The organism is uncultured Tateyamaria sp. (assembly GCF_947497045.1).
Taxonomy (GTDB): domain Bacteria; phylum Pseudomonadota; class Alphaproteobacteria; order Rhodobacterales; family Rhodobacteraceae; genus Tateyamaria.
Window position 1 is genome coordinate 1 of sequence record NZ_CANMEU010000013.1, and the last position, 24,172, is coordinate 24,172.

Annotated in this window: 26 protein-coding genes and 2 pseudogenes; 21 read left to right on the top strand and 7 right to left on the bottom strand. The window is 55.3% G+C overall.

What is annotated here, in order from left to right; translation table 11 throughout:
- The first annotated feature begins 193 nt into the window (after window positions 1-193).
- The gene (locus tag Q0859_RS18625) at window positions 194-652 is read left to right on the top strand and encodes a hypothetical protein (protein ID WP_299154060.1); all 459 of its coding nucleotides are present in this window, start codon (window positions 194-196) and stop codon (window positions 650-652) included.
- Window positions 653-854: 202 nt separating this feature from the next.
- On the opposite strand, the gene Q0859_RS18630 is transcribed toward Q0859_RS18625, so the two are convergent.
- Both Q0859_RS18630 and Q0859_RS18635 read right to left on the bottom strand, forming a co-directional pair.
- Window positions 855-1,520 carry a pyridoxal 5'-phosphate synthase gene (locus Q0859_RS18630; RefSeq protein WP_299154061.1) on the bottom strand — a complete coding sequence of 222 codons (666 nt, stop codon included), beginning with the start codon at window positions 1,518-1,520 and terminating at the stop codon, window positions 855-857.
- Window positions 1,521-1,584: 64 nt separating this feature from the next.
- Window positions 1,585-2,439 carry a DMT family transporter gene (locus tag Q0859_RS18635; protein WP_299154063.1) on the bottom strand — a complete coding sequence of 285 codons (855 nt, stop codon included), beginning with the start codon at window positions 2,437-2,439 and terminating at the stop codon, window positions 1,585-1,587.
- A 200-nt stretch (window positions 2,440-2,639) separates the two neighbouring features.
- On the opposite strand from Q0859_RS18635, the pseudogene Q0859_RS18640 reads away from it, so the two are divergent.
- Window positions 2,640-4,021: pseudogene (locus Q0859_RS18640) on the top strand (IS1182 family transposase).
- A 246-nt stretch (window positions 4,022-4,267) separates the two neighbouring features.
- Here Q0859_RS18640 and Q0859_RS18645 read toward each other — a convergent pair.
- Window positions 4,268-4,690, bottom strand: coding sequence for an Lrp/AsnC family transcriptional regulator (locus Q0859_RS18645; protein WP_299154066.1), 423 nt, complete (start codon window positions 4,688-4,690; stop codon window positions 4,268-4,270).
- A gap of 130 nt (window positions 4,691-4,820) precedes the next feature.
- Between Q0859_RS18645 and Q0859_RS18650 the strand changes: the two genes are divergently transcribed.
- From Q0859_RS18650 to Q0859_RS18705, 12 genes are all read left to right on the top strand, one after another.
- A complete protein-coding gene (locus Q0859_RS18650) occupies window positions 4,821-6,344 on the top strand; it encodes an aldehyde dehydrogenase family protein (RefSeq protein WP_299154069.1) in 1,524 nt (507 codons plus the stop codon).
- A gap of 9 nt (window positions 6,345-6,353) precedes the next feature.
- Entirely contained in the window at window positions 6,354-7,412 is a 1,059-nt protein-coding gene (locus tag Q0859_RS18655; protein ID WP_299154071.1) for a saccharopine dehydrogenase C-terminal domain-containing protein, read from the top strand.
- Window positions 7,402-8,178, top strand: a complete 777-nt coding sequence (locus tag Q0859_RS18660; protein WP_299154073.1) for an amino acid ABC transporter ATP-binding protein — start codon at window positions 7,402-7,404, stop codon at window positions 8,176-8,178. The genes Q0859_RS18655 and Q0859_RS18660 overlap by 11 nt, the downstream gene beginning before the upstream one ends.
- A gap of 19 nt (window positions 8,179-8,197) precedes the next feature.
- Entirely contained in the window at window positions 8,198-8,935 is a 738-nt protein-coding gene (locus Q0859_RS18665; RefSeq protein ID WP_299154075.1) for a transporter substrate-binding domain-containing protein, read from the top strand.
- A 60-nt stretch (window positions 8,936-8,995) separates the two neighbouring features.
- Window positions 8,996-9,709 carry an ABC transporter permease subunit gene (locus Q0859_RS18670; RefSeq protein ID WP_299154292.1) on the top strand — a complete coding sequence of 238 codons (714 nt, stop codon included), beginning with the start codon at window positions 8,996-8,998 and terminating at the stop codon, window positions 9,707-9,709.
- 4 nt (window positions 9,710-9,713) lie between these two features.
- Window positions 9,714-10,451: an ABC transporter permease subunit gene (locus Q0859_RS18675; RefSeq protein ID WP_299154077.1), complete on the top strand. Its 738-nt coding sequence runs from the start codon at window positions 9,714-9,716 to the stop codon at window positions 10,449-10,451.
- 32 nt (window positions 10,452-10,483) lie between these two features.
- Window positions 10,484-11,647 carry a pyridoxal phosphate-dependent aminotransferase gene (locus Q0859_RS18680; RefSeq protein WP_366523229.1) on the top strand — a complete coding sequence of 388 codons (1,164 nt, stop codon included), beginning with the start codon at window positions 10,484-10,486 and terminating at the stop codon, window positions 11,645-11,647.
- A gap of 5 nt (window positions 11,648-11,652) precedes the next feature.
- A complete protein-coding gene (locus Q0859_RS18685; protein ID WP_299154081.1) occupies window positions 11,653-12,999 on the top strand; it encodes a VOC family protein in 1,347 nt (448 codons plus the stop codon).
- Window positions 12,996-14,330, top strand: a complete 1,335-nt coding sequence (locus Q0859_RS18690; protein ID WP_299154083.1) for an FAD-binding oxidoreductase — start codon at window positions 12,996-12,998, stop codon at window positions 14,328-14,330. Before Q0859_RS18685 ends, Q0859_RS18690 begins: the two co-directional genes overlap by 4 nt.
- Window positions 14,331-14,450: 120 nt before the next feature.
- Window positions 14,451-14,804: a MerR family transcriptional regulator gene (locus Q0859_RS18695; protein ID WP_299154085.1), complete on the top strand. Its 354-nt coding sequence runs from the start codon at window positions 14,451-14,453 to the stop codon at window positions 14,802-14,804.
- Window positions 14,801-15,400: a short chain dehydrogenase gene (locus Q0859_RS18700; protein ID WP_299154087.1), complete on the top strand. Its 600-nt coding sequence runs from the start codon at window positions 14,801-14,803 to the stop codon at window positions 15,398-15,400. The genes Q0859_RS18695 and Q0859_RS18700 overlap by 4 nt, the downstream gene beginning before the upstream one ends.
- Window positions 15,397-16,104: a transporter substrate-binding domain-containing protein gene (locus Q0859_RS18705; protein WP_299154089.1), complete on the top strand. Its 708-nt coding sequence runs from the start codon at window positions 15,397-15,399 to the stop codon at window positions 16,102-16,104. The genes Q0859_RS18700 and Q0859_RS18705 overlap by 4 nt, the downstream gene beginning before the upstream one ends.
- A gap of 55 nt (window positions 16,105-16,159) precedes the next feature.
- Here the strand turns inward: Q0859_RS18705 and Q0859_RS18710 are convergent, their stop codons facing one another.
- Together Q0859_RS18710 and Q0859_RS18715 are read right to left on the bottom strand one after the other, a co-directional pair.
- Complete coding sequence (locus Q0859_RS18710; RefSeq protein WP_299154091.1) at window positions 16,160-16,609, bottom strand: VOC family protein; 450 nt, start codon at window positions 16,607-16,609, stop codon at window positions 16,160-16,162.
- 12 nt (window positions 16,610-16,621) lie between these two features.
- A complete protein-coding gene (locus Q0859_RS18715; RefSeq protein WP_299154093.1) occupies window positions 16,622-17,044 on the bottom strand; it encodes a RidA family protein in 423 nt (140 codons plus the stop codon).
- A 127-nt stretch (window positions 17,045-17,171) separates the two neighbouring features.
- Between Q0859_RS18715 and Q0859_RS18720 the strand changes: the two genes are divergently transcribed.
- Window positions 17,172-17,747 (top strand): LysR family transcriptional regulator, encoded by a 576-nt coding sequence (locus tag Q0859_RS18720; RefSeq protein ID WP_299154095.1) that lies wholly within the window; start codon window positions 17,172-17,174, stop codon window positions 17,745-17,747.
- A 119-nt stretch (window positions 17,748-17,866) separates the two neighbouring features.
- On the opposite strand, the gene Q0859_RS18725 is transcribed toward Q0859_RS18720, so the two are convergent.
- Both Q0859_RS18725 and Q0859_RS21555 read right to left on the bottom strand, forming a co-directional pair.
- A complete protein-coding gene (locus Q0859_RS18725) occupies window positions 17,867-18,805 on the bottom strand; it encodes a tyrosine-type recombinase/integrase (RefSeq protein WP_299154097.1) in 939 nt (312 codons plus the stop codon).
- Window positions 18,806-18,882: 77 nt separating this feature from the next.
- Window positions 18,883-19,215 (bottom strand): annotated as a pseudogene (locus Q0859_RS21555) (transposase); the annotation flags it as partial.
- Window positions 19,216-19,832: 617 nt separating this feature from the next.
- Here Q0859_RS21555 and Q0859_RS18730 point away from each other — a divergent pair.
- The 6 genes from Q0859_RS18730 to Q0859_RS18755 all read left to right on the top strand — a co-directional run bounded on the left by Q0859_RS18730 (window position 19,833) and on the right by Q0859_RS18755 (window position 24,040).
- Window positions 19,833-20,228 (top strand): DUF3768 domain-containing protein, encoded by a 396-nt coding sequence (locus Q0859_RS18730; protein ID WP_299154098.1) that lies wholly within the window; start codon window positions 19,833-19,835, stop codon window positions 20,226-20,228.
- A 111-nt stretch (window positions 20,229-20,339) separates the two neighbouring features.
- Complete coding sequence (locus Q0859_RS18735; protein ID WP_299154100.1) at window positions 20,340-22,187, top strand: ParB/RepB/Spo0J family partition protein; 1,848 nt, start codon at window positions 20,340-20,342, stop codon at window positions 22,185-22,187.
- Window positions 22,188-22,303: 116 nt separating this feature from the next.
- Window positions 22,304-22,693, top strand: coding sequence for a hypothetical protein (locus tag Q0859_RS18740; protein ID WP_299154102.1), 390 nt, complete (start codon window positions 22,304-22,306; stop codon window positions 22,691-22,693).
- Window positions 22,694-22,959: 266 nt separating this feature from the next.
- On the top strand, window positions 22,960-23,211 hold the full coding sequence (locus tag Q0859_RS18745) for a type II toxin-antitoxin system ParD family antitoxin (protein WP_299154104.1): 252 nt from the start codon (window positions 22,960-22,962) through the stop codon (window positions 23,209-23,211).
- The gene (locus tag Q0859_RS18750) at window positions 23,204-23,503 is read left to right on the top strand and encodes a type II toxin-antitoxin system RelE/ParE family toxin (RefSeq protein WP_299154106.1); all 300 of its coding nucleotides are present in this window, start codon (window positions 23,204-23,206) and stop codon (window positions 23,501-23,503) included. The genes Q0859_RS18745 and Q0859_RS18750 overlap by 8 nt, the downstream gene beginning before the upstream one ends.
- A 333-nt stretch (window positions 23,504-23,836) precedes the next feature.
- Window positions 23,837-24,040: a hypothetical protein gene (locus Q0859_RS18755; RefSeq protein ID WP_299154107.1), complete on the top strand. Its 204-nt coding sequence runs from the start codon at window positions 23,837-23,839 to the stop codon at window positions 24,038-24,040.
- Window positions 24,041-24,172 lie beyond the last annotated feature (132 nt).

Genomic DNA, 24,172 nt, shown 5'->3' on the forward strand with positions numbered 1-24,172 from the left:
CCAAGGGTTACGATGAGCGAAAGACACTCCCTTAGCAAAACAATGCTGTCTGTCTCAAAGGCCGTGACGGGTTACAGACCGTATCGCCGCACCCAACCCGCTGAATTTGGTGGTGGATAGCGAACGGATTGCAGTGATTGGATTTTCCGCAGGCGGTGCGACTGCACTTGCCCTTGGCGGACTACGACCTTCGATGGGCGAAGCGGTAAACCATTGTGAGGCCTATAGCGATCCCTTTTGCCGCTTTGTTGACCCCAAGGATCGACGCTTCGAGGACACCAAGCTAATGTCTGGACTGGGCGATAGCCGCATCCGTAGCATAGTCGCTTTGGCTCCAGTAACGGCCTATTTCAGTGATGCTGAATTGGCCACGCTTACGGTTCCAATCTTCGTGTTTGCACCAGCGCAAGATGCCGAGCTATCGCCTACCGCCAATTCAGAGAGGCTGCGCGATAATATTCAGACTGGGCTGACATTCTATGAGGAGCCAGAGGCAGGACATTTTTCCGTCTTGCCTGTCTTCCCAGAAGCCACATGGGGCGAGGTCCCGATAGTGCTGCGAGCAGATATTGAAGGCTTCGACCGTTCCGCGTTTCATCAGCGGCTTTTTTACCGAGTGGTTGGCTTCTTGGACGAATCTTTAAGCCACTAACAATGGCCAAATTCGCGGCGGTTGGAATGTAACTACTACAAGGCCAAATCGAACCTCCGCTGCTTGGATAAACCCTTCCAAAAAGGACCGTTTTTGGCATGGGAGTTCTGTCAGGGGGTTTTTGTCCGGTATGCGGGGCAAGCCGAGCTTCCGCTGTGGTTGCGCCAAGATCTGGTCTTTGGAGATCATCAAGGCTGTCTGACTAGGGCCAGAGGCGTGTGGCTACCCAGCTTTCTCCGTCTTCGGTTCTGTACCGCAGCCGCTTGTGATTGCGGTCAGTGGCACCCTGCCAGAATTCGACAACAGACGGAGCTACGGCATAAACTTGCCACCCCTTTTCGACATGATCTGGATTGTTTTCCAAGAATACCTCTGCTTCGCCCAACTTTCGATTTAGGTCCTCAGGGTCTTCCAGTATGTCGCTTTGTAGCGATGCAATAGCGGCCGTTCGCGAGCCGATTGGGCGATCTAAAAAATCAGATGCACATTCCTCAGGAGTAAGCACAACTGCTGGACCGCGTAGGCGGACCTGCTTACCCAAGTCAGGCCAGTAAAATGTCAGAGATACTTCAGGGTTAGCGTCGATTTGCTTGCCCTTCGGGCTATTGGCCTTGATTGCAAAATGCCAACCGCGTTCATCAACGTTTTTCAGAATTAAAACGCGCGCGTCAGGACAGCCGTTGTCGTCAACAGTTGACAAGGTCATCGCATGAGGCTCGCGTACTCCTGCTTCAAGAGCATTCATCAGCCAAAGCCGAAATGCTTCATGTGGGCATGTCGGCAGCGTCGTCAAATCCTCGTCAGGCAAGGGTCCTTTCAATGAAGGAATTTTGCGGAGAATTTCTTTCATAGGCTGTTCATTATTCATCAAAGTATCTCTTGGATTATCCTTACATTGACCAAGGGTGGTCAATTTACGTTAAGCTTGAAAGTTATGGCTTTGACACGCGTAACAGTATCGCGCCCGAGATTGTCAAAAATGTCGAGAGTACTTTGGCCAGATTGAGGCGCTCCTTTAGGAAGAAAACACCGATAAACAAAGCAAAAACAATCGACGTTTCTCGAAGCGCGGTAACGAGTGCAATTGGCGCTTGAGTGAATGCCCAGATGACTAGCCCATAGGCCATGAATGACGCTGTGCCGCCTGCAAGTCCGAACCATATCGTAGAGCGATCTGCCTTCAGTACCTTGAAAGTACGAGGTCTAAAAAACGCCGTCCAAGCTGACATACCCACGGCATTGCCAATGGCTGCCCACGTCCAAAACCCAACAGCTGTCGTCGCAATTCTTGCGCCGATCCCATCAACGAGGGAGTACGCAGCAATGAATGCACCGGTAACGAGCGCCATGACAACGGCCCGTGGGTTTCTCGATCCATCCGCGCCTCGGACAAGGGCAAGTGACGCGAGACCAAGCGCAATAAAGAGTACGCCAGTGAGTTCCGTCGTTGTGAAGGACACTCCCAAAACCCCAATTGAGACAGCAGTAACAATCAACGGAGCCGATCCTCGTGCGATAGGATAAACGAGCGTCAGATCGCCGATCCGGTACCCGGCAATGAGGGACAGCTGATAGCCCAAATGCAGAATGACACCTCCAATGATCCACGGCACTGCCGTCATATCAATCGTAGGACTGAACGGGAGGATCAACATGGCGATTGGTAGGTGACCGAGGACCACAGCAAGCATCGTTGCGTGTTTGTCCGTGCTACCTTTCACGAGAGAATTCCAAGTCGCGTGCAGACCAGCCGCCAGCAATACTGCCAAGAAAACTGAACTGCTCATTTCGTGCTCCATACCCCCAAAGTTGCTCATAAATATCTATTCTGTGTCAGTAATAACATTTCTACCAAAAGCCAATTGAGATAGCGAAAGCGGACGTCCATGCAGCATCATGCACTTTGGGCTGATTTCGTTGAAAAACTCTTCCTTGATTGGTGCATGAACTGCTGATTCTATTCTCTCAACGAGCGGGAGAATTAGCCATGATGGGACCGAAGCAGGAAGCGCAGGCGAGGCTATTCTATGAGTTTTCGCTGGAAGGCTATGTGCCCCAAGATCACTTATTGCGTTCGATTGATCGGTTCGTTGACCTGAGCAGCATCCGCGAACTTCTGTCAGATTTCTACAGTAACACGGGCCGCCCCTCGGTCGATCCTGAACTTCTGATCCGGATGCTGCTGGTTGGGTATTGCTTCGGCATCCGTTCGGAACGACGGCTCTGCGAAGAGGTCTATCTGAACCTCGCGTATCGATGGTTTTGCCGCCTTGATTTGACGGACCGTATCCCGGATCACTCGACCTTTTCCAAGAACCGGCACGGTCGGTTCCGCGAAAGCGATCTGCTGCGCCATGTATTTGAGACGACGGTCGCGCGCTGCATGGAAGAGGGTCTGGTTGGTGGCCAGGGCTTCGCAGTCGACGCCAGTTTAATCAGCGCCGATGTCCAGAAACAGAACTCGAGCAATCCCGAAGACTGGGCGGCCCGCGAGATTGATCCGAATGATGCCCCCCGCGCAGTGCGAGAGTATCTCGACACGCTGGAGGACGAAGCTTTCGGTGCGGCGACCACGGCAAAGCCCAAGTTTACCGCACATGCTGATCCCGCCAGCCAGTGGACGGCGGCACGTAAAGGTCCAGCTTTCTTTGCGTATTCCACCAATTATCTGATCGATACGGATCACAGCATCATCGTGGATGTGGACGCCAGCCGGCCCAACAAGACCGCCGAAGTAGGGGCCATGCGCAAGATGATCGACCGCACCGAAGACCGTTTTGGGCTGAAGCCCGATTGGATCGCTGCCGACACCGCATATGGATCAGAAGACAATCTGGTCTGGCTTGCATTGAAGCGCCAAATCCTTCCCTTCATCCCGTCTTCGACAAGGGTGAGCGCACAGATGGAACGTTCTCACGATCCGACTTCAAGTGGGACGATGAGAACGATCACTATATCTGTCCAGGCGGCAAAGAAATGCGGCACACTTGGCGCACCTATTCCGACCCCGCCCGGAATGCACCAAGCTGGAAAGCGCGCAAGTATCGGGCGCTGAAGTCCGATTGCACAGGGTGCGCGTTGAAAGAAAAGTGCTGCCCCAACTCCGAGGCCCGCGCGGTCCATCGCGAGAAATATGAAATCGTCAGGGACTTCGCCCGTCAATGCACGGCATCAGACTTCAATCCGACCGCGCAGAAGCGGCGAAAGAAAGTTGAGATGCTTTTTGCCCACCTCAAACGCATCCTCGGGTTGGGACGGCTCCGATTACGAGGCCCCTGCGGTGTCCAAGATGAATTTACCCTCGCAGCCGCAGCCCAAAACCTCCGAAAGCTAGCCAAACTCAAGCCAATGGTGCCTGTCGAAGGGTAGAAAGGCGGCGTAGCCACAGATTGCTCCAAAAAATCAAATCAATAAACCCAGACGTACCGCCAAAAACAACGAGTTTTTCAACGGAATCGGCTCACTCCGGACCTTCTCCGCAGCGCAGGATGTGCCAAAACTCAACCGTTTCTGTCACCGGCGGAAAGGACCGTTTGTTGAACGGTTCACGAAAGCAGCCTTTGGCGCAGCCGCGGCCAGAGTCGGCTTCGCGTTAAGCTGCCATTTGGCCGCCTGTTAATTGTTCCAAGTCCTTAACCTGATATGACTTTGCGTATCAGCAACATCTGGCATAGCGCGGACCTGATCCAGCACGGCGTCTAGTCGTGCGAGCGAGGCGCATCGCAGTTCGATGACCAGATCAAACGTCCCGCTTAAGGTTGAGACTTGGGAGACTTCTTCGAGGCGATGAAGAGAAGCTTTGACGACTGTGTCATCATCGGCTTTCAGGTGTATCAATGCGAACGCGCTGATTTGATTGTCTTTCTCACCGCTTCCGACCTCGATCGTGAATTTCTCGATCACGCGCAGGCGCGTCAATTTATCAATGCGGTTTTGGATCGTGCCGCGTGAAACAGACAAGGCCCGCGCCAAATCTGCCGCCGAAGCGCGCGCGTCGCGTGTGAGGAGGAGGAGCAATCTTTTGTCTATGTCATCCATAAGGGCCATCCTTTCGTTGGATTTGACGAATAGTCATAACTTTCCCGAATAGGAAGGCAAATTGGTGTTTTTCTTGGCGCCACGTCCACCGACATTTGTTCAAACGAGTCGGTAGGGGGAGCGGCAAACAATGCCTGCAACGAAAACGAATACGACCTATTCAGAATTTTTGGCGGCATGCCAATTGAGCAGATATCTTGATGATACGGGCCGTTTAGACGTCACAACGCCTGTCGATGGCAGCGTTGTCGCGACACTTAAAGAACACACGCCAAAGGATGCGAAAGTTGTCATTTCGCGCTCTGCTGCTGCGTTCCAGGAATGGCGCTTGGTGCCGGCGCCACGCCGCGGTGAATTGGTGCGCTTGCTGGGCGAAGAATTGCGCCGCGAGAAAGAGAACCTTGGCCGTCTGGTCACGTTAGAATGCGGCAAGATCGTTCAAGAAGGCTTGGGCGAAGTTCAGGAAATGATCGACATTTGTGATTTCGCTGTAGGCCTGTCCCGCCAGCTTTACGGTTTGACTATTGCGTCGGAACGACCAGGGCATGCGATGCGCGAAACGTGGCATCCGATGGGACCTGTTGGGGTGATCACCGCGTTTAACTTTCCTGTGGCACCGTGGTGCTGGAATGCGGCTTTGGCCTTGGTGTGTGGCGATCCAGTGATCTGGAAGCCATCCGAGAAAACGCCACTGACAGCTTTGGCAGTGCAGGTCATTTGTGACCGCGTGACGAAGACGTTTGGTGATGACGCGCCTGATGGTTTGATCCAAGTGTTGATCGGTCAACGTGATCTTGGTGAAGCCCTGACCGCCGCACCAGAAGTTGCACTTGTTTCCGCAACGGGGTCTGTGCCAATGGGGCGCGCTGTGGCCAATGACATGTCCAAACGTTTGGGGCGAACAATCCTTGAGCTTGGCGGCAACAACGCGATGATTGTGGCCCCCTCCGCTGATCTGGAAATGGCGTTGCGCGCTATCGTTTTCTCTGCCGTTGGGACTGCTGGTCAGCGCTGTACCACGCTGCGCCGCCTGATCGTGCACGAGGACATTTATGATACGCTGATGCCAAAGCTGATAAAGGCATACTCGGGTTTGCCGATTGGTGATCCGCTGGTCGATGGGTCCTTGGTTGGCCCATTGATCGATACCGCCGCGATGGATGCCATGGCGCACGGTTTGATCCAAGCCAAGGATCAGGGCGGCGTTGTGCATGGCGGCGGGCAGGCGCTTGAAGGGGATTTCCCCCGCGCGGCTTACGTCCATCCTGCCATTGTCGAAATGCCATCGCAAACCGCGATCATGCATCACGAGACATTCGCACCCATTCTTTATGTCGTGAAATACCAACGGCTAGAGCATGCGATCCGCATTCAGAACGACGTGCCTCAGGGCCTCAGCTCGTGCATCTTTTCAACGGATGTCCGCGAGACCGAGTTTTTCTTGTCAGCGGCAGGATCCGATTGCGGGATTGCTAACGTCAACATCGGCCCCTCCGGCGCTGAAATTGGTGGGGCGTTTGGCGGTGAAAAGGAAACCGGCGGCGGACGCGAAAGCGGCTCTGACGCGTGGAAAGCCTACATGCGTCGGCAAACCAACACTGTGAATTACTCGCGCGAGCTACCGCTTGCGCAGGGCATTAAATTCGACATTTAGGAAAAAAATATGGAAAATATTGCAGTCCTCGGTTTGGGTAAGATCGGCCGTCTGGCAGCAGAATTGCTGCACAATTCCGGCTTCACAGTTACGGGCATCGACAAAGAAGCCCCGAAGGGTGATCTATCCTTTGCATTTAAGACGCTGGATTTGTCATCAGCAACTGACGTCGTTGAAGAGTTTGGCAAACAAGACGCTGTTCTGTCTTGCCTGCCTTTCCAGTTGAACATCGCATTGGCGCAAGCCGCTCATGATGCAGGTGTGCATTATTTTGATCTGACAGAAGATGTGCCCACGACAAACGCGATCATCGAGATGAGCAAAACTGCCAAAAGCCTGATGGCCCCGCAATGCGGTTTAGCCCCCGGCTTCATCGGAATTGTGGGGGCAAACCTGATTTCCCAGTTTGACGATTGCAGGGCCTGTAAGATGCGCGTTGGTGCGTTGCCACAGCACCCGACCGGGTTGATGGGCTACGCATTTAACTGGTCCCCAGAGGGTGTGGTCAACGAATATCTGAACGACTGTGAAGTCCTTGAGAACGGTGAGCGCAAGTGGGTATCGCCGATGGAATGGGTCGAAGACGTCTACATCGATGGCATGAAACTTGAGGCGTTTACCACGTCGGGTGGTTTGGGCACGATGTGCGAGACATATCAGGGCAGCGTTGCAAATATTGACTATAAGACAATGCGTTACCCTGGCCATGTGCAGCAGATGAATTTCTTCTTCCATGAGCTTCTGATGCGGGACCGTCGTGAAGAAGCGGGCGAGATTTTGATCAACGCAAAACCACCTGTCCAAGACGATGTTGTCTATGTGCATGCCAGTGCCGAGGGCCATATCAATGGTCGTCTGGAACGTCGCGAATTCGTGCGCGGCTTTCGCCCCATTGAGGTCGCAGGCCAACAGCGGACGGCGATTGCATGGACAACTGCGGGGTCCGTCGTCGCGATTATTGAAATGGTCCGCGATGGAAAACTGCCCAATTCCGGTTTTCTCAAGCAAGAAGACATCTCGTTGGATGACTTCCTCGCAATGCCAACTGGCTCGTTTTATGCGGGCTAACGGGCACAAATCATACCTGAACGTCGAGGGATTGCACAAATCCTTCGGCGCACTTGAAGTGATAAAAGGGGTCAGCTTTGACGCCGGTGAGCATGAGGTTGTTTCGCTTTTAGGAGCGTCAGGGTCGGGCAAGTCTACGATCCTGCGGTGTATCAATTTGCTTGAGACACCAACGCGTGGCGAAATTTCGATTGATGGTGACAAGCTTCCGTTGAAACAGGGCAAAAAAGGCATGATTGTCAGCGACCACCGCGCGCTGTGCGTCATTCGTGCGCGCCTTGGAATGGTGTTCCAGCAATTCAATCTTTGGGCCCATATGACCGTCTTACAAAACGTGATTGAAGGGCCTGTTCAGGTCTTGGGCTTGCCAAAAGACCAAGCCATCGCCAAGGCTGAAGCCCTTTTGGATCGTGTCGGAATTGCCGGCAAAAAAGACAACTACCCAAGCCAACTTTCAGGTGGTCAGCAGCAACGTGTTGCCATTGCCCGCACCTTGGCGATGGATCCCAAAATTTTGTTGTTTGATGAGCCAACCTCCGCGCTGGACCCCGAGATGGTTGGCGAAGTTCTAGGCGTCATGAGAGACTTAGCCGCCGAAGGACGAACGATGATCGTCGTTACCCACGAGATGGGTTTTGCGCGCGAAGTTTCAGACAAAGTCATTTTTCTGCACCGCGGAAAGATCGCAGAAGAAGGCACGCCGGACGTTATTTTCGGCGCGCCAAGAACAGCCGAGTGCCAGCAATTTTTGGCTAAGGTTCTTTAAAAACTCAGGGAGAGAGAAAATGAAAAAGACACTCATGGGAGCAAGCCTTGCCGTTCTGGCAATGGCAACAACATCACAGGCGCAAGACGTTCTGCGTATCGCCACTGAGGGCGCATATCCTCCATTCAACAACGTCACCGCAGATGGTGAGCTTGTTGGATTTGACGTTGATATCGCAAAGGCACTTTGTGCCGCGATGGAACGCGAATGCGAAATTGTTGCCCAAGACTGGGACGGCATCATTCCGGGCCTCGTGAACAACAAATACGATGCCATTGTCGCGTCGATGTCCATCACTCAGGAACGTCTGGAGGCGATTAACTTCACTGCGCCTTATTATTCGAATTACCTGAGCGTTTTGGGCAAAGAAGGGTCAGATCTGACACTCGAAGGTTTGGGCGATGTGGCCATCGGTGCGCAGCGGTCGACGGTTGGTTCGCAGTGGGCCGAAGACGAGTATGGCAGCCGTGCTGACGTGCGTCTTTATGACACCAACCCTGCTGCTGTTTCCGACCTGGAAGCTGGTCGCATCGAAGCCATCGTCATGGACTTTTTGCCAGCTGCGGAAGTTCTGAACACCACGAGCGGCCTTGGGTATATCGAAGCAAAAATCGACATCAACGATCAGATCGGCATCGGTATCCGCAAGGGTGATGATGAACTGACCGATGCATTCAACGCGGCCCTCGAGACGATCCGCGCTGACGGCACATACGAAGCTATTAGTGTCGCATACTTTGGCACTGATATTTATTAAAGACACGGTGCGCCCGACGTTATCAATGTGGGGCGCATCGCTGGTATTCGCATGGAAACAATGAATTCATTCCTTGGCCCTTTGGCCTTTGGGAGCACCGGATGGGGCGATGATCTTTTGCGGGGTGCGTGGATCACGATCACGCTCGCGTTGTGGTCAATGACGCTTGGTTTGGTCATGGGCCTTGGTTTGGCAGCCCTCAAGCTGTCCCGCTTCGTGCTGCTGCGCTGGTTGGCCGAAAGCTATACACTTTTCATTCGTGGGATGCCGGAGTTTCTGATCTTACTGATTGTTTTCTTCGGGTCCGATCAGTTGATCAACGCATCACTTAGCGCTTTTGGCAGCGAGGCCCGCGTCGAGGTCCCCAAGTTTGTCGCCACTGTTGCAGGGCTGTCTGCAATTTTTGCCGCATACGCCTGCGAGATTTTTCGCGGCGCTTATCTTGCGGTGCCTGCAGGCCAGATTGAAGCGGCGCAAGCGGTTGGTCTGTCCGCGGGAAAAGTGTTTCGCCGCGTACGTTTCCCGCAGATGTGGCGCTATGCGATCCCGGGACTTGGCAATCTTTGGATGGTTGTTCTCAAGGACACGTCATTGGCAGCGGTCATTGCGTTGGACGAACTGTTGCGCATTTCAAAACTTGGGGGCGAAACCGAGGGACGTCAATTAACGTTTTTTGCCGCCGCAGGCGCGCTTTATTTGATGATGACGCTGCTGTCTGACTTAGGCCGTGCTTGGGCCGAGCAGCGTTCGCGCCGTGGTATTTCAGGAACATAACACGATGTACCAAGATCTAAAATTTGCAGCCTCCGATGGTGTGTGTGCCGGGCTCTCACCTGTCTCTGGTGCCTTGTTTAAAAAGTTTTGCCCGCGTTTTATTGATGGGTTTGCCGTTACAATCGAACTGTTGGTCCTGTCTTCAATCTTGGGGTTTCTGCTGGCCGTGAGCCTTGTGCTTGGGCGCATGTCGGGTCGTGCCGTGCTTTCGTGGCCCGCAAACGTTCTTGTCTATTGTTTTCGCGGCACGCCATTGCTGGTGCAGCTTTGGATCGTCTACTTCGGGATCGGCAGTTTTGGTGCTGACGGTTTGGGGGCCCTTTGGGTGTTCTTCAAAAATCCTTGGGCCGTCGGGTTGTTGGTGCTCGTCCTGAACACCAGCGCTTATGTATCCGAGATTTTGCGTGGCGGCCTTGTCAACTTGGACAAAGGGCAGATGGAGGCGGCGCAATCTGTCGGGATGTCATGGCTGACCGCCATGCGTCGCATCATGTTGCCGCAAGCCATTCGGATCGCATGGCCCGCTTACGGCAATGAACTGGTTTTATTGATGAAGGGGAGTGCGTTGATATCGACGATCACAGTCCTTGATCTTATGGGGCAAACGCGCACCGTATTTGCCCGCAATTTCGACCTGAACACATATCTATATGCCGCCGTTTTCTACCTGATCCTTGCCGGGATCATAACCGTGTTTGTTTCGGTCGTGCAGCGCAACTTCTCAAAATCAAGACTATCCTAGTGACGTTTCAAAAGGCCAATCGCATCGCCAACATGGCGTTATCCGAAATCGTTCAATTGTCCGAAGCTGCGGCGGCGAAACGTGCCGCCGGCGAGGATGTACTGTCGCTTGGCACCGGCGAGCCTGATTTTCCAACGCCCCCACATGTGATTGAAGCGGCGCATAAGGCGATGCTTGTGGGCGATACGCGGTATCCACCAACCGCAGGCAAACCCGCGCTACGTGCTGCGATTGCACAGAATGCACAGGGCGATTTGCGGCCAGAAAACGTGATCGTTTCGACAGGTGCAAAACAGGTGATCGCGAATGCCTTCGCCGCCAGCCTGAACGACGGGGATGAGGTCATCATGCCCGCGCCGTTCTGGACCAGTTACCAAGACGTGGTCGGTCTCTTTGGTGGCAAACCAGTCATCATCCCAACCAGTGAAACTGCGCGCTTTAAGCTGACGCCTGCGCAGCTAGAGACCGCGATTACGCCCAAGACAAAATGGCTATTGCTGAACTCGCCATCCAACCCCAGCGGGATGATTTATACCCCGCAAGAACTGACGGCATTGGGGGACGTTTTGCTGCGTTACCCAAATGTATGGGTGATGGCTGACGAGATTTACGAACATATTCGCTATGTCCCGTTCACGTCGTGCACGCAGGCGATCCCTGATCTGAAACACCGCACCCTAATTGTGAATGGCGTGTCCAAAGCGCATGCGATGACAGGCTGGCGCCTTGGCTGGGGACTTGGGCCCACAACCTTAATTAAAGCTATGACGACCGTACAAGGACAAGTGACCTCGGGTGCGTCTTCGGTCAGTCAGGCGGCGGCTTTAGCCGCGCTCACCAGTCCCCAAGATTATCTGGCGACACGGTGTGCACAATTTCAAAAACGCCGCGATAAACTTTGGACTGAGGTGAACGCAATCGATGGTCTTTCGGCGCTTTTGCCCGATGGCGCGTTCTATCTGTTCCCGTCGTGCAGGGACCTTTTGGACGCTGAGACACCGGACGGCACATTGATCGAAACAGATGCGGATTTCTGCGCCCATGTTTTGCAATCAAGTGACCTTGTGTTGGTGCCGGGCCAAGCCTTTGGTGCGCCTGGTTTTTTCCGCATGTCCTATGCCTATTCCGATTCCGAACTGGTCGATGCAATGACGCGTCTGATACGTGCCGTAAATTTATTGAAATCGAAAGCCTGAAAACCATGTCTGACTTTGTACGTTCCGATGATATCCGCTCTGCCTTTTCTGCCGCAATGTCGACGATGTATCGCGCCGAGGTTCCTGCCTATTCCGATCTTCTTGACATTGTAAATGGCACCAACGAGGCCGTTTTATCGAGCTCCCGCGCCGCAGACTTGCGCATCAACCCGGACGAGGATTTGCAACGTATCTCAGATGAACGCCACGGCGCGATCAGGGTCGGGACCGCCGATGAATTGTCGATGATCCGTCGTATTTTTGCGGTGATGGGGATGTTCCCAGTCAGTTATTACGACCTGAGCACTGCGGGCATCCCCGTCCATGCGACGGCGTTCCGGCCAATCGGGCGTGACGCCTTGGCACACAATCCGTTTCGTGTCTTCACGTCATTGCTGCGGCTCGAATTGATTGAAGACGACGCCCTCAGGGCTATCGCAGAAAACACATTGTCCAAACGCAACATTTTCACCGACCGCGCCGTTGCATTGACGAAACAGGCAGAAGAAACTGGTGGCTTGAACGACGCTGATACGGCCGATTTCATCAAGGAGGTGCTTGAAACATTCCGCTGGGCCGAAGACGCTATTGTGACCGCGGATGTCTATCAAACACTACACGACGCCCACCGGTTGATCGCAGATGTCGTAGGTTTTCAGGGGCCACATATCAATCATCTGACGCCGCGCACGCTTGATATTGATGCGGCTCAACAAGGGATGATCGATTATGGTCTTTCGACAAAAGCGATTGTCGAAGGCCCGCCCAAACGGGCATGTCCGATCTTATTGCGCCAAACCAGCTTTAAAGCATTGGAAGAAAAAGTGCGTTTTGTAGGTGCGCAGAATGCTGGCAACCACACCGCCAGGTTTGGCGAGATTGAGGAACGCGGCGTTGCCTTAACGCCAAAAGGTCGCGCGCTTTATGATCAGCTGCTGGCCGAAACACGTGCCAAAATTTTACCAAACCCCGATGGTAGCAACAGCATGGACTATATCGCCGAGCTCAACAAAACCTTCACGGCCTTCCCTGATGATTGGCGCGACCTGCATGACGATGGCCTTGCATATTTCCGTTACAAAGCTGTGGGTGATACGTCTGGTGATCTTGCAGACATGTTGGATCGTGGCACAGTTGAGATTTCACCAATTATCTACGAAGATTTTTTGCCTGTCAGTGCCGCTGGGATATTTCAATCGAATCTCGGGGATGAAACGTCAAAAGCGAAAATGACCCAATCCAGTCGCATGCAATTTGTCGCCGCTTTGGGTACACAACCTGCAGATGAATTCACCATATACCAAGCGATTCAAGACCAGTCGTTACAACACGCCTTGGGCCGGGCGGTATGACACGTTTCGTTGATCTAAAATCCGCGCTACCGGACATGGACGTGATTGAAGCTCCCGCAGACACCGCCCGTTTTGTCGCGGGTGTTCGGGGGGAAACGGGCAAGGCCCTTGCGGTTTTGCGTCCACGGACAACATCACAGTTGCTTACCGCCATTCAAGCCCTCAAGATTTTGGACATTTCTTACATGCCGCAAGGGGCCAACACTGGTCTGGTTGGCGCCTCAATACCTGATGAAACTGGAACACAAGTTGTCATCAGTTTTGACCGTATGAAAGAGGTCTTCGACGTAGATATTGAGAACCGTTCCTTGCGCGTATCTGCCGGTTTCCACCTGTCTGAGGTTAATGAACGCCTGAGCGAACAGGGATTGCACTTTCCGATTGATCTCGGCTCGGATCCCCAAATAGGCGGCATGATTGCAACAAACACGGGCGGGGGTCGTTTTTTACGTTACGGTGATGTGCGGCGTCATGTGCTGGGGCTCGATATCGTGACAGCCATGGGTGAGCTTGCCCCGCTTGGTGGTCCGGTGCGTAAGGCAAACATCGGGACCGATTGGAAACAACTGGCCATAGGCAGCGGTGCTGACTTTGGAATCATCACACAAGCCGTGCTCAATCTTGAACCGATTGCGAGACAGCAATCAGCGGCGCTTGTCGTGCCTCCAAACGATGCGGCTATTTTCTCGTTGCTTCAGGCGCTTGAACAGATGGCGGGGCCAATGCTGTCGGCATTTGAATTCATGTCACAAAATGCGATGAACGCCGCCTTTGACCACGTACCAACCCTGCGCAACCCGTTTGCGGGTGGCACCGTGCCGCAGATTGCACTTTTGATCGAACTGACACGCCCCAATCAGCCCGTGCCTTGGGAAGTTGATTTGGACGAGGTATTACAACAAATGCTGATGACCATTTGGGAGAACGGTGACGTTGCCATCGAAGACGCGCTTTTTGGTCGGCCAGACGATATGTGGGCGCTGCGCCATGCGCTTTCCGAAGGTGTGCGCACGGCAGGGAAACTCTATGCGTTCGATCTGGGATTTCGCCGGCCAGACGTGTTGGCGTTTAGGCGGGCGATTCAAGATGAGCTGCGGGACTTCGCCCCCGGGGTCACGATTTGCGATTTTGGCCATGTGGGTGACGGTGGACTGCATTTTAATCTTGTTGGCAGCAATGAAACCCATTCAGACGAATTTGAACAAGGCCTTAGAGATTGGGTTGTTGAGCAAGCTGTCGAGCACTTTGGCGCGTCATTTAGCGCGGAACATGGTATTGGACCAAAAAACATACGTTATTTTGAAAAGTACTCACCAAAGCGACCATTTTAACCAATATTAAAATGGTATCAGCAAAAATGTGCCGCGAAACGCTGTACTTTTTGTCAGATTTCTTCTTGACCTAAAGTTACTCAAGGCCGGTATCTGCCGGTCTAGAGGAGTTTTTGAACCATGCGCATCTCTGAGGCTGCGGCCCGGTCGGGGCTCAAAGTTGATACGATCCGATACTACGAGGCTCAGCGGCTCGTCCCGAACGTCGTGCGCGGTTCCGACGGGCACCGGCGGTTCTCGCCGGAAAATGTCGACTGGCTGACACTTCTCTACTGGCTTCGTGAAACCGGTATGCCAATGAAGGTGATGCAGCGATTTGCGGCACTTTATGCGCAGGGGGATGCGACCATCCTGGATCGAAAGAGCATTCTGCTCGATCACTCCCGGCTTTTGGCCAAACGCCGCGATGATCTTGATCGATGTGACGAAATTCTCGCCAGAAAGCTCGAAATCTATGAGGAGTACCTACAGTGAAGATCACTCTTGTTGGTGCTTCGGGTGATGTGGGAGAGGCCGCCTTTGCCGAGCTTTCACAGCGCCATGACGTAGTTCGCGTTGGTCGAAAGGCCGGGGACGCGCGCGCCGATATCTCCGACCGTCGCTCAATTGAAGCCATGTACGAAAAGGTTGGACCCTTTGATGCTCTCGTCTCAGCCGCTGGCCGCGTTCATTTTGCTCCGCTTGCAGAGCAGACGGACATGTCGCTCAAGATGGGACTTGAGAACAAGGTCATGGGGCAAATTAACCTTGTCTTGGAGGGGCTGAAGCGGATCGCGGGCAATGGTTCTTTCACGTTGACGAGCGGTGTCCTGGATCGTGACCCGGTTGTCGCTGGTTCGGGGGCGGCACTGGCAAACGGTGCGCTGGCGGGTTTCGTGACGAGTGCTGCGATCGAGATGCCGCCCGGGGTGCGCATCAATGTGGTGAGCCCGGGGCTTCTTGATGTGTCCGAACGTCGCTATGGCGGTTTGTTTCCGGAGCATGAGCGTGTGCCGTCGGAGCGGGTCGGACGGGCGTTTGCCAAATGCGTCGAAGGAACAATCAACGGTCAAGTGGTGATAGTGAAGTGAAGGTCGCATATCTCATTGAGCCGCCGTTCAACTATGTTGATGAAGCGGGAGAGGTGACCGGATGCGATGTCGAACTGGCGCGATACGCCCTCGATAAACTCGGCATAGACGATGTTGAGTTTGTTGAAACCGAATTCGCCCAGCTTCTGCCCGGTCTCGCCCGAAACGACTGGCAGATGACAACAGGGCTTTTTGCGTCCCCCGAACGGCGGCACGTTGCACTGTTCAGCAGGCCGATCTGGGCCTTACCTGATGGTTTGCTGGTCCGGGCAGCAGATGCAGAACACATAGCGGGGTACCGCAGCTTTGCCACAGCGGGTGATCTGAAACTGGCAGTCATCCAGGAGCAGATACAGCATGTGACCGCCCTTGAACTCGGCGTGACGCCTGGCCAGTTCCGCGTGTTCGAAACCTACACAGACGCGGCGCAGGCGGTGCAGGACGGAACGGTCAACGCTTTTGCCAGCGTCGCTCAGGCGCATCAAGGCTTCCTCCAAAGGAGGGCCGCTCGAGGCCTTGCCGTCGTGAACGTCCCGCTCCGAGAAAGGGCTCCGGCCTTTGGATGCTTCGCTTTTGCACGAGCTGCCACTGATCTCAGATATCGGGTTGATCACGTTCTGAATACGTTCATCGGCGGTACTGAACATCGATTATTGATGAAAGCGTTCGGGTTTGCAGACACCGACGTTGATCGCGTCCTTTGACCTCACGGACAAAGGGTTCGCCTGCGGATGTGGGCCATAGTCACAGCAACCGCGATCATTCTACAACCTGATGAGCGCCGGAAGGTTTGGCCAGTGTCTCGCGCGGGTGAATGTCGGCGAAGATTTCAATGACGTTGTGTTCCGGGTCGTGGAAAAACAGTGTCCTGTGGGGCCAGTCCTGATTTGTCGGAGGCTCGATAACGTCAATCCCGTCCTCGACCAGCTTGTCGTATGCGAAATCAACGTCCTCTGGCGGCACACGAAAGCTGATTTGAACGGATGCGGATAGCGTTGGCAGGCTTGGTCCGTCGTAGGGGCGACCGCGTTTCCTTAGACCAAGAAACAGAGTGCCGACGCGAAAGAAGACCATTTGGTCCGACAAACCCTCTTCGACTTGGAATTCGAACAGCCGTTCGTAGAACATTTTCATCTTTGCGAGGTCATCGCAAAGAAGGATCACATAGTCCAAGCTGCGAATGGTTTTGAAACCTTCATGTTTGTTCATAGCAGTTCAACCTCAGTATCTTGGTTCGTGAAAGCGATCGTCGGGGATCACGGCAATTGGCGCGACTTCCACCAGAAGGTCTGGTGTGATCAGCCCAGCAGCTTGGATGAGAATGCTAACGGGTCCGTCCTCCCGTTGGAGGCGTTCGGCCCTGACTTTTTGGATTGCAGGCATGTCTGCTGGATCAAGGTAGAAGATGGTCAGCGACACGATGTCGTCGAAACGCCCGCCGACAGCCTTTAAGATGCTCTCGACATTATCGAAACATTGCCGGGCCTGTGCTTCACAGTCGCCTTCGCCGATGGCGTTCCCGTCACTGTCCCAAGCGACCTGCCCCGTCATATGGAGAACGCGGCCCTTTGGTTCGACCACGCCATGATGGAAGGGGCGACCAAGTTGCGGCCATCCGGTTGGGGGATTGTATCTGATCGTCATAAGGTCCTCTTTCTGTCTGTTGAGAGGATTTGCATTGATGACACTGTTTTATTCAAACGATAGAAATTGAGCGTGAGACTTAGAAAATCTCGGCCTACTGCGCTGGCCACCCGTGCTAGGAAACTCCATGACCTATCGAATTCCGTCCCTGAACGGCCTCAAGGCGTTTGAAGCGGCCGCGCGACACTTGAGCTTCAAGGCAGCGGCCGCAGAGCTTGGGGTGACGGCTGGTGCCGTCAGCCAGCAGGTTAAACGCTTGGAGATGTCTCTGGGAATTTCGCTTTTCCGGCGGCTGCCACAGGGATTGTTGCTGACACGAGAGGGTGCGGCATACCTCCCCGATGTTTCGCGCGCTTTCGACGTTCTGACAGACGCAACTGAGATGGTTGCGCCTGCGCTCAACGGTCGGAAGTTGAGCTTGGGCGTTGATCCCCTCGTCGCTGACCGTTTACCAAACGGATGGCCTCGGCATTCAAAGGAGCTTGAGCCCTATGTCCGGGAGACGCGGGTGACAGATGACGTCGAACTGATCTGGTCTAACGAACTTGATGCACTGCTACTTGCCGCCAAAACAAGACATGGGTCACTTTCAGAGCGCGCCATTCGCCTAAATGGTATCGCTGCGGCTCTGTATTTCGTAACCCGGCCCGGCCTGGCCGAGTGCCGTCAATCGCGGGCCATACTTGACGCATTGGAGTCGTAGGAGCCAAGTAACCGCTACAGTAAGCAGGATCAGCGACAGACATTTTCAATCGTGAAATTCCGCAGTGAAAGGATGCGGCTGAACGAGTGTGTCGCTAAGGTAAGAGTCCGCCACTGCCGTCATTGAGAGAGTTCGTTTAGCACATCGACCCGCTCAAGCGCGCGCCTTAGGGCATGGTTCGAAACCCGCACGTAAATCTCGGTCGTCTTGAGATTGGCATGCCCAAGAAGGGCCTGAACCATGCGGATGTCGATACCCTCTTCGATCAGCAGCGTCGCGGCCGAGTGCCGGAACCGGTGTGGGGTCAGATGCGGTTCAATTCCGAGGCGCTTGGACAGCGCCCGCAGCCGCTTCCGGAAGGTGGCGGATCGGAGTCGACGTCCCTCATTATTGAGGAACAGCAGTGCGGCGACGGAGCCGTGTTCGGAACGCAGCTGACAGTAGCGCTGAAACTCCGTCTGCAGCTCACGGTTCGGCACGAAGACGATGCGCTCTTTGCTGCCTTTGCCGTTTACCAGGATTTGGCTTCCGTCCGCTGACAAATCGCAGACCTTCAGATTTGTCAGCTCACTGATGCGGAGCCCTGTCACGATCAGCAGCTTGATGATCAGGAGCGTGACGGCAATTTCAGAGGCCAGTGTCGCGTCATGCTCGCCAAGCTTCGACGGCACAGCGGTCGGGCCGTCATCGACTTGAAGAACCGCTCTGAGGACGCCTCGATCGATGGGGCGCGGCAGGCGGCGTGGGATCCTCACAGAGATGCGGACGTCGGCGAATGGGGAGGGCAGGGCGCTGTTCCGATCTGCGCGCCACGCAAAGTAGGACTTGAGGGTCACGAGGCGCCGCTCGATGGTCGCTGGCCGGGCGCCAAGCTCGTCGCGCAGATGCCGGTGGTAGGCGAGGATGTCGTCTTTCGACAGCGGATCGCTGAGTTGGCGTGACTTGATGAAGCGTGCGAATGTGCGCAGATCCTGGGCATAGGCCCGGAGCGTGTGGTGGCCGAGGCTGCGCTCGTCGCGGCGCGAATTGACGAAGGCGATATGATCGAAGTGGGACATGCTGAACTCCTTTGCTTAAGTTCAGCCAGTTCAACACAGACGGGTCGAGCCGACGGGCTTTGCTGCTCCTCCGTTTTCACGGCCACGAACGTCATTCCCGGGCGGGTCGCCGCCTCCGCGATCGCAGCTGCGTCGATAGCGTCGCTCTTGTGCCGCCTCACATACGGTTTGACGTACTGTGGCGGGATCAGCCGCACTTCATGGCCAACCGATTGCGCTACACGTCCCCAGTGGTGTGCGCCGCCGCATGTTTCCATAATGATCGTTGTTGCGGGGATTTCGTGAATGAATTTCGCAAACTGCGCACGGCTCAGTTTTTTCTGCCAGAGCGTTTCACCCTTTTCATTGATCGCATGTGCTTGAAACACGCGCTTGGCGATGTCGATCCCAATGAGATGTGGGTCTGTCATTTTCGTTCCTCCTGTTTACGCGCCGATCATGGCGCAACCGTTCACATTGTGAACCGGCAGGAGGGGCATCCAATCCATCAGTTATCGTTACTTAGTTTTCTTTAATTGATGGCCCCTGTCGCACCCTTGCGGGTGCGTCACCGCGCTCTTCAGACTCCGGTCGGCAATGCCGCCCTCCGCCCGGAACATCCGACCCGGTCAGACCCTGCTCATATTTGGCCCGTTCATCGTCTCCTTCGGAACCGCTGGCCGGGCCGTTCGCATGGGTCTGACTCGGGCCGATGATCCGCCCTTCTAGGGTTTCGATCTCTGGGGCTGCGGAACTGCGTTCCTTGAATCTTCCTGGTCTCATTGTCGGTCGCGCTTTGCGCTCGGTCCAAGGAGACGTTGCTTTAGAACCCGCTGGGTTCTCGCGCACGCAACCAAAATAGACAGGACCCGTGTCCTCGCGGCGCTGCCGCTGCGGGCCGCACCAGTCCCATCGATTTTGGTGGCGTTTGCTCACTCCGGCACTTCGCCAGTGGGTCAGGTTTTAGAGACGACGCCCCTCAAGGGGCTTGGCTCAAAACCAGACAGCAAGGGGCAGAGACCCCATCCAACCACAAAGGAGCAACCGGATGCAGAAAGAGACAGATACCTCAAATGATGCTCAGGCGGAGGCCGCTTTGGCGGCCAAGATCGCGGAACAAAATGACAAGTTTCGGCGGACATGGGGCGCGGATTTCACCGTACCGGGTCAGATCGTTCTGACACGCGGCGTAGCGGACCTGTCACCGGCGGCCAAGGCCATCATCATGCAACGGGTCCAAGGCTTTGATGTCTTCACCGAGGACAATGATCCTTGCGGCGATCACGGCTTCGGTGCGTTCGAGTTCGAGATCGGTGGCAACAGCTATCACATCTTCTGGAAGATCGATCTCTACGACACCGACTACAGCATGGGCAGTGACGACCCGGCGAACCCCACGGTGACCCGGCGCGTCCTCACCATCATGCACGCCTCTGAATACTGAACACCGAGCAGCCGCCGGGGCGAGCCGAATGCGTGCGTCTGCGCGAAGCATGTCCGTCCCGGCGAACCCCAACCAAACCACTTTCCCAACCAACCAAGAAGGATGACTTTCATGACAAACCAATCCAACACCTCACCTGACACGACCATCATCTACGCGTCACTAGACCAGCTTTACCTGCACGCGTTGAACCCACGCCAAGAGGTGGCGCAGGAGGCCGTGGAGGCTCTCGCCGAGAGCATCAAGACCTGCGGGCTTTTGCAAAACCTCGGCGGGCTACAGGACCAAAGCGGCAAGATCGGCATTGTTGCCGGTGGTCGTCGTCTTCGTGCTTTGGCCTATCTGGCCGAAAGCGATCCTGCGCAGGAGACCGCTAAATCCATCCCTGTCTTGCTGGCCAAGAACGCTGCGCAGGCGGAGGTCTGGGCAAATGCCGAAAACACGGCCCGCGCCGACCTCGACCCCGCAGACGAAATCCGCGCTTATGGCCGGATGGCACAATCTCAAGCTAGTGCGGATGACATCGCGAGCGCTTTCGGTGTCACGGTTGTCCATGTAAAAGGCCGTTTGAAACTCGCCCATCTGCCAGACGCGGCTTTGGACGCGCTCAAGGCGAAGACGATTAATCTGACGGTGGCACAGAAGCTGACAACAGCCAATGACGAGAAACTGATCCTCGAGGTGCTCCAGCTTATCGCAGACGGTCGGATCACGCATATGAACCAGATCGATGGAGTGCTACACCCGAAGGCCGTTAAAGCCACGGACCGCCGCGCGGTCTTTGTCGGGGCGGAAGCCTATGAGGCAGCTGGCGGCAAGATCGCACGTGATCTCTTCTCTGACGACGTGTTCTTCGAAGATCGGGATGTGCTCGACGAGGTCTTTGCCGAGCGCGTGAACGCTGCGGGACAGACGGTCGTGCAGGAGGAAGGTTGGGCGTGGGTCATGACCCACGGGGAAGCGTATCTCTCGTGGAATCTCATGGAGGAACACAAATTCGAGCGGGTCTATCCGGTCGAAGGTGTTCTCTCGGATGATCTTACCGAGCGCTACGACGAACTCGCAGAGCTTGCCGAAGGCGACGTGCTGAACGAGGCGGGACAAGCGGAGCTGGAAAAACTGCAATCCATCCTCGATGGCGATTTCACGGAAGACCAGAAGGCGCTGGCCGGATGCGTGGTCCATGTGGGTCAAAGCGGTGAGCTGCAGATCACGGGTGGGTTGATCCGGCCCGAAGACAAGAAGGCTGCGATTGAAGCAGGTGTTCTCGCACCATCGCATCATGGGTCCATCCAGAAAGCTCCAAAGAACCCGTACTCGCAAAAGCTGCGCGATGATCTGGAGGCGATCAAACTGGCCGTACTGCAAAACGCGATGCTGAACCAACCGGATCTGCTCCTCGATCTTCTGACGTTCCAGTTGAGCGGTATGACGGGTTTCCGGGACGTGCTGGGTGTCACGACAGGGCAGCCGACCAACGCACCGTCCTGCGCCGATGGGTTCGATGTGGACAAGCGTTTGAGCAAGCCAGACGCCGCGCCTGCGGATCGCTGGGACGTGGACCTCAAGAAAGCTTTTGCGACCTTCAAGAAGAAGGGCAAGAAGCACCGCGATGCAGAGCTGACTCGTCTGCTCGCGAAGCTCCTGACCGGAGGAGATGCCGACTTCTCCGATTTCCTCGAACAGAAATCAGGTGCGGCGATCCGTAAGGTCTGGACACCGACAGCGGACAATCTCTTCAAGCGGATTTCTGGTCCGATGATGGAAGGCATCTATTGCCACCTTCTGGAGCTCTCTCCGACCGATGACCGGGCCAAAGCCTTCGCCAAGATGAAGAAGGGCGAGAAGGCGGAAACGTTGGATGATCTGTTCTCGGACCCGGCCAAGCAGAAGCTGCATGGCGTGACCGAAGAGCAGAAGGCCCGCATCGAAGCGTGGGTGCCCGACTACCTCGTGTGAATAGAGATTGAGGGCGGTGCCGCACCGCCCTCAATCCGAACAACAGAACCGTATCGCCTTAAGAAAACATCGGCCTCGGTCTCAAAGCCGTTCGCCGATCGAGAAGGACGTAAAAGATGACGACGCTCACCAAATCGCTGCTCAGGGTCTGGAAGTCTGCTCAACTCTATATCGGGTTTCATCGTGATCCGGATGGCAGGGAGCGCAAAGCGCCCCATGTCTGGCCGCCGAAGAACGGCCGAGCGACGATCCACGAAGATCCGGACGAGCAGGAAGCGTTCGTCGTTCTCAAATCAGTCGATGGTGATGCCGCGCAGGATGTCCAGATCAAGTTGCGCCCTGACATGATCGTCTTGCGGCGCGATGCCCCGGACGCCTGGGAGGGCGTGATCGTCGAGCAATATGCCATCTCGGTCAAGGTCGGCGGTGTGTCAATCAGGATGGGTCGATCACCCGCGAGGACGGGGACAGCACAACCTGGGTCGAATCCGATGGTGGTGTTTTGAAGAAGACCGAGTTCGTGGGCGCGGCCATGTCTGCTGATGGCATCGAACTCACGCGTCGAACCCCAGACAACCTCACGGCCATCACAGGTCGCGGGTTGGTTTCTAAAGATCGATAGCGCCACTCCAATCCGCAACAGGTATTCGGTCCCTGTATTCGTGGTGTTGTTTCAACTGCGCAGGATCGCATGTGATGTCGCAGCTTGAGGCGCAGTGGTTGAAACTGGCCGAAAATCAGATATATTCATTTTGAATATTGGAGGTTTGAAATGGCATCCACCAGCATGACGCTCGGCGAGCACTGGGAAGGCTTTATTCAAGAGCAGATCAAAAGCGGTCGGTTCGCGTCGGCCAGCGAGGTTGTCCGGGCTGCGCTTAGAGAGCTCGAAACGAAGTCCGAGACACTTGATGCGTTGCGGGAGCACCTGAATCCCGGCGCAGATCAGGCTCGAGCTGGCGAGTTCGTGGAAGCGTGGTCGCCCGAGGACATCGTTGCGCGGGCCGTCGCACGACGTGGCTAGGTACCGACTGACGCCGCGCGCGTTGAGCGATCTGGATGCAATCGCTGATTACTCCCTGGACCGTTGGGGGCCGCACCAAACGGAAGACTATCTTAGGCAGTTGGCGGATCGGTTTCAGTGGTTGGCCGACAACCCGTCAGTTGGCCGCCCGCGCGACGATGTCGCCGATGGGTATCGGAGCTTCCCGGAAGGCAAACACGTGATCTTCTATCTGGTGATGCCGGAGGAAGAGATCGCCATTATCGGTGTGCCACATGCCGCCATGGACGTGACGGCAGACCTGTTCACCTGAGGCGCAGCATCTTTCCAGTCTCATGCCGTCGGGACTGGTTTGTGAACCCCGCCAGCCATATCGATCTCCTTTCGTTTTCTTCTTGATGCAATCTGCGTGACCTGGCCCGTCTGCCGCTTGCGGTGAATTGCCAGTTCGACGAGCGATCCGCTGCCTCTCGCTGCGCTCGAACGCGGATCACACTCAATTTTGCTTTGAGGCAATTCACCGGGCTTCAAGCAGAACTTTCCCCTGTGCGCTCCGCGCCCATTCCTCGCGAGACAAAGTTCTCCCTGACTTCCGGTCCGGTCGGTCTCGCTTGTTCGTTTGCATCGAAAACGAAAGGAGATCGATATGGCTAAGTACTTCACAGTTACCACACCCGAGACCGGCAAAGACGGCAAAACTCGCTTCCACAAAGTGGGCGTCGCCTTTCCTCAGAGCGAGAGCGCCAAGTCGCACATGACGATCCAGCTCTTCGCCACACCGATCAACGGCGAGCTCGTCCTCTTCGAGCCCCGGTCGGACGATGCGGACGACAATCCCGTCACCGAGTGACCAGCTCAGGGGAGGGGCGTCCCTCCCCGAAACGCCCCCCCTCTCTTTCCTCCCGCGCAAGGGTCGGTCGCTTCGGCATCCGGCCCTTGTTGCTGTCGGTTGGCGCGACGTGATCTGCGTTCGCTAACGAGC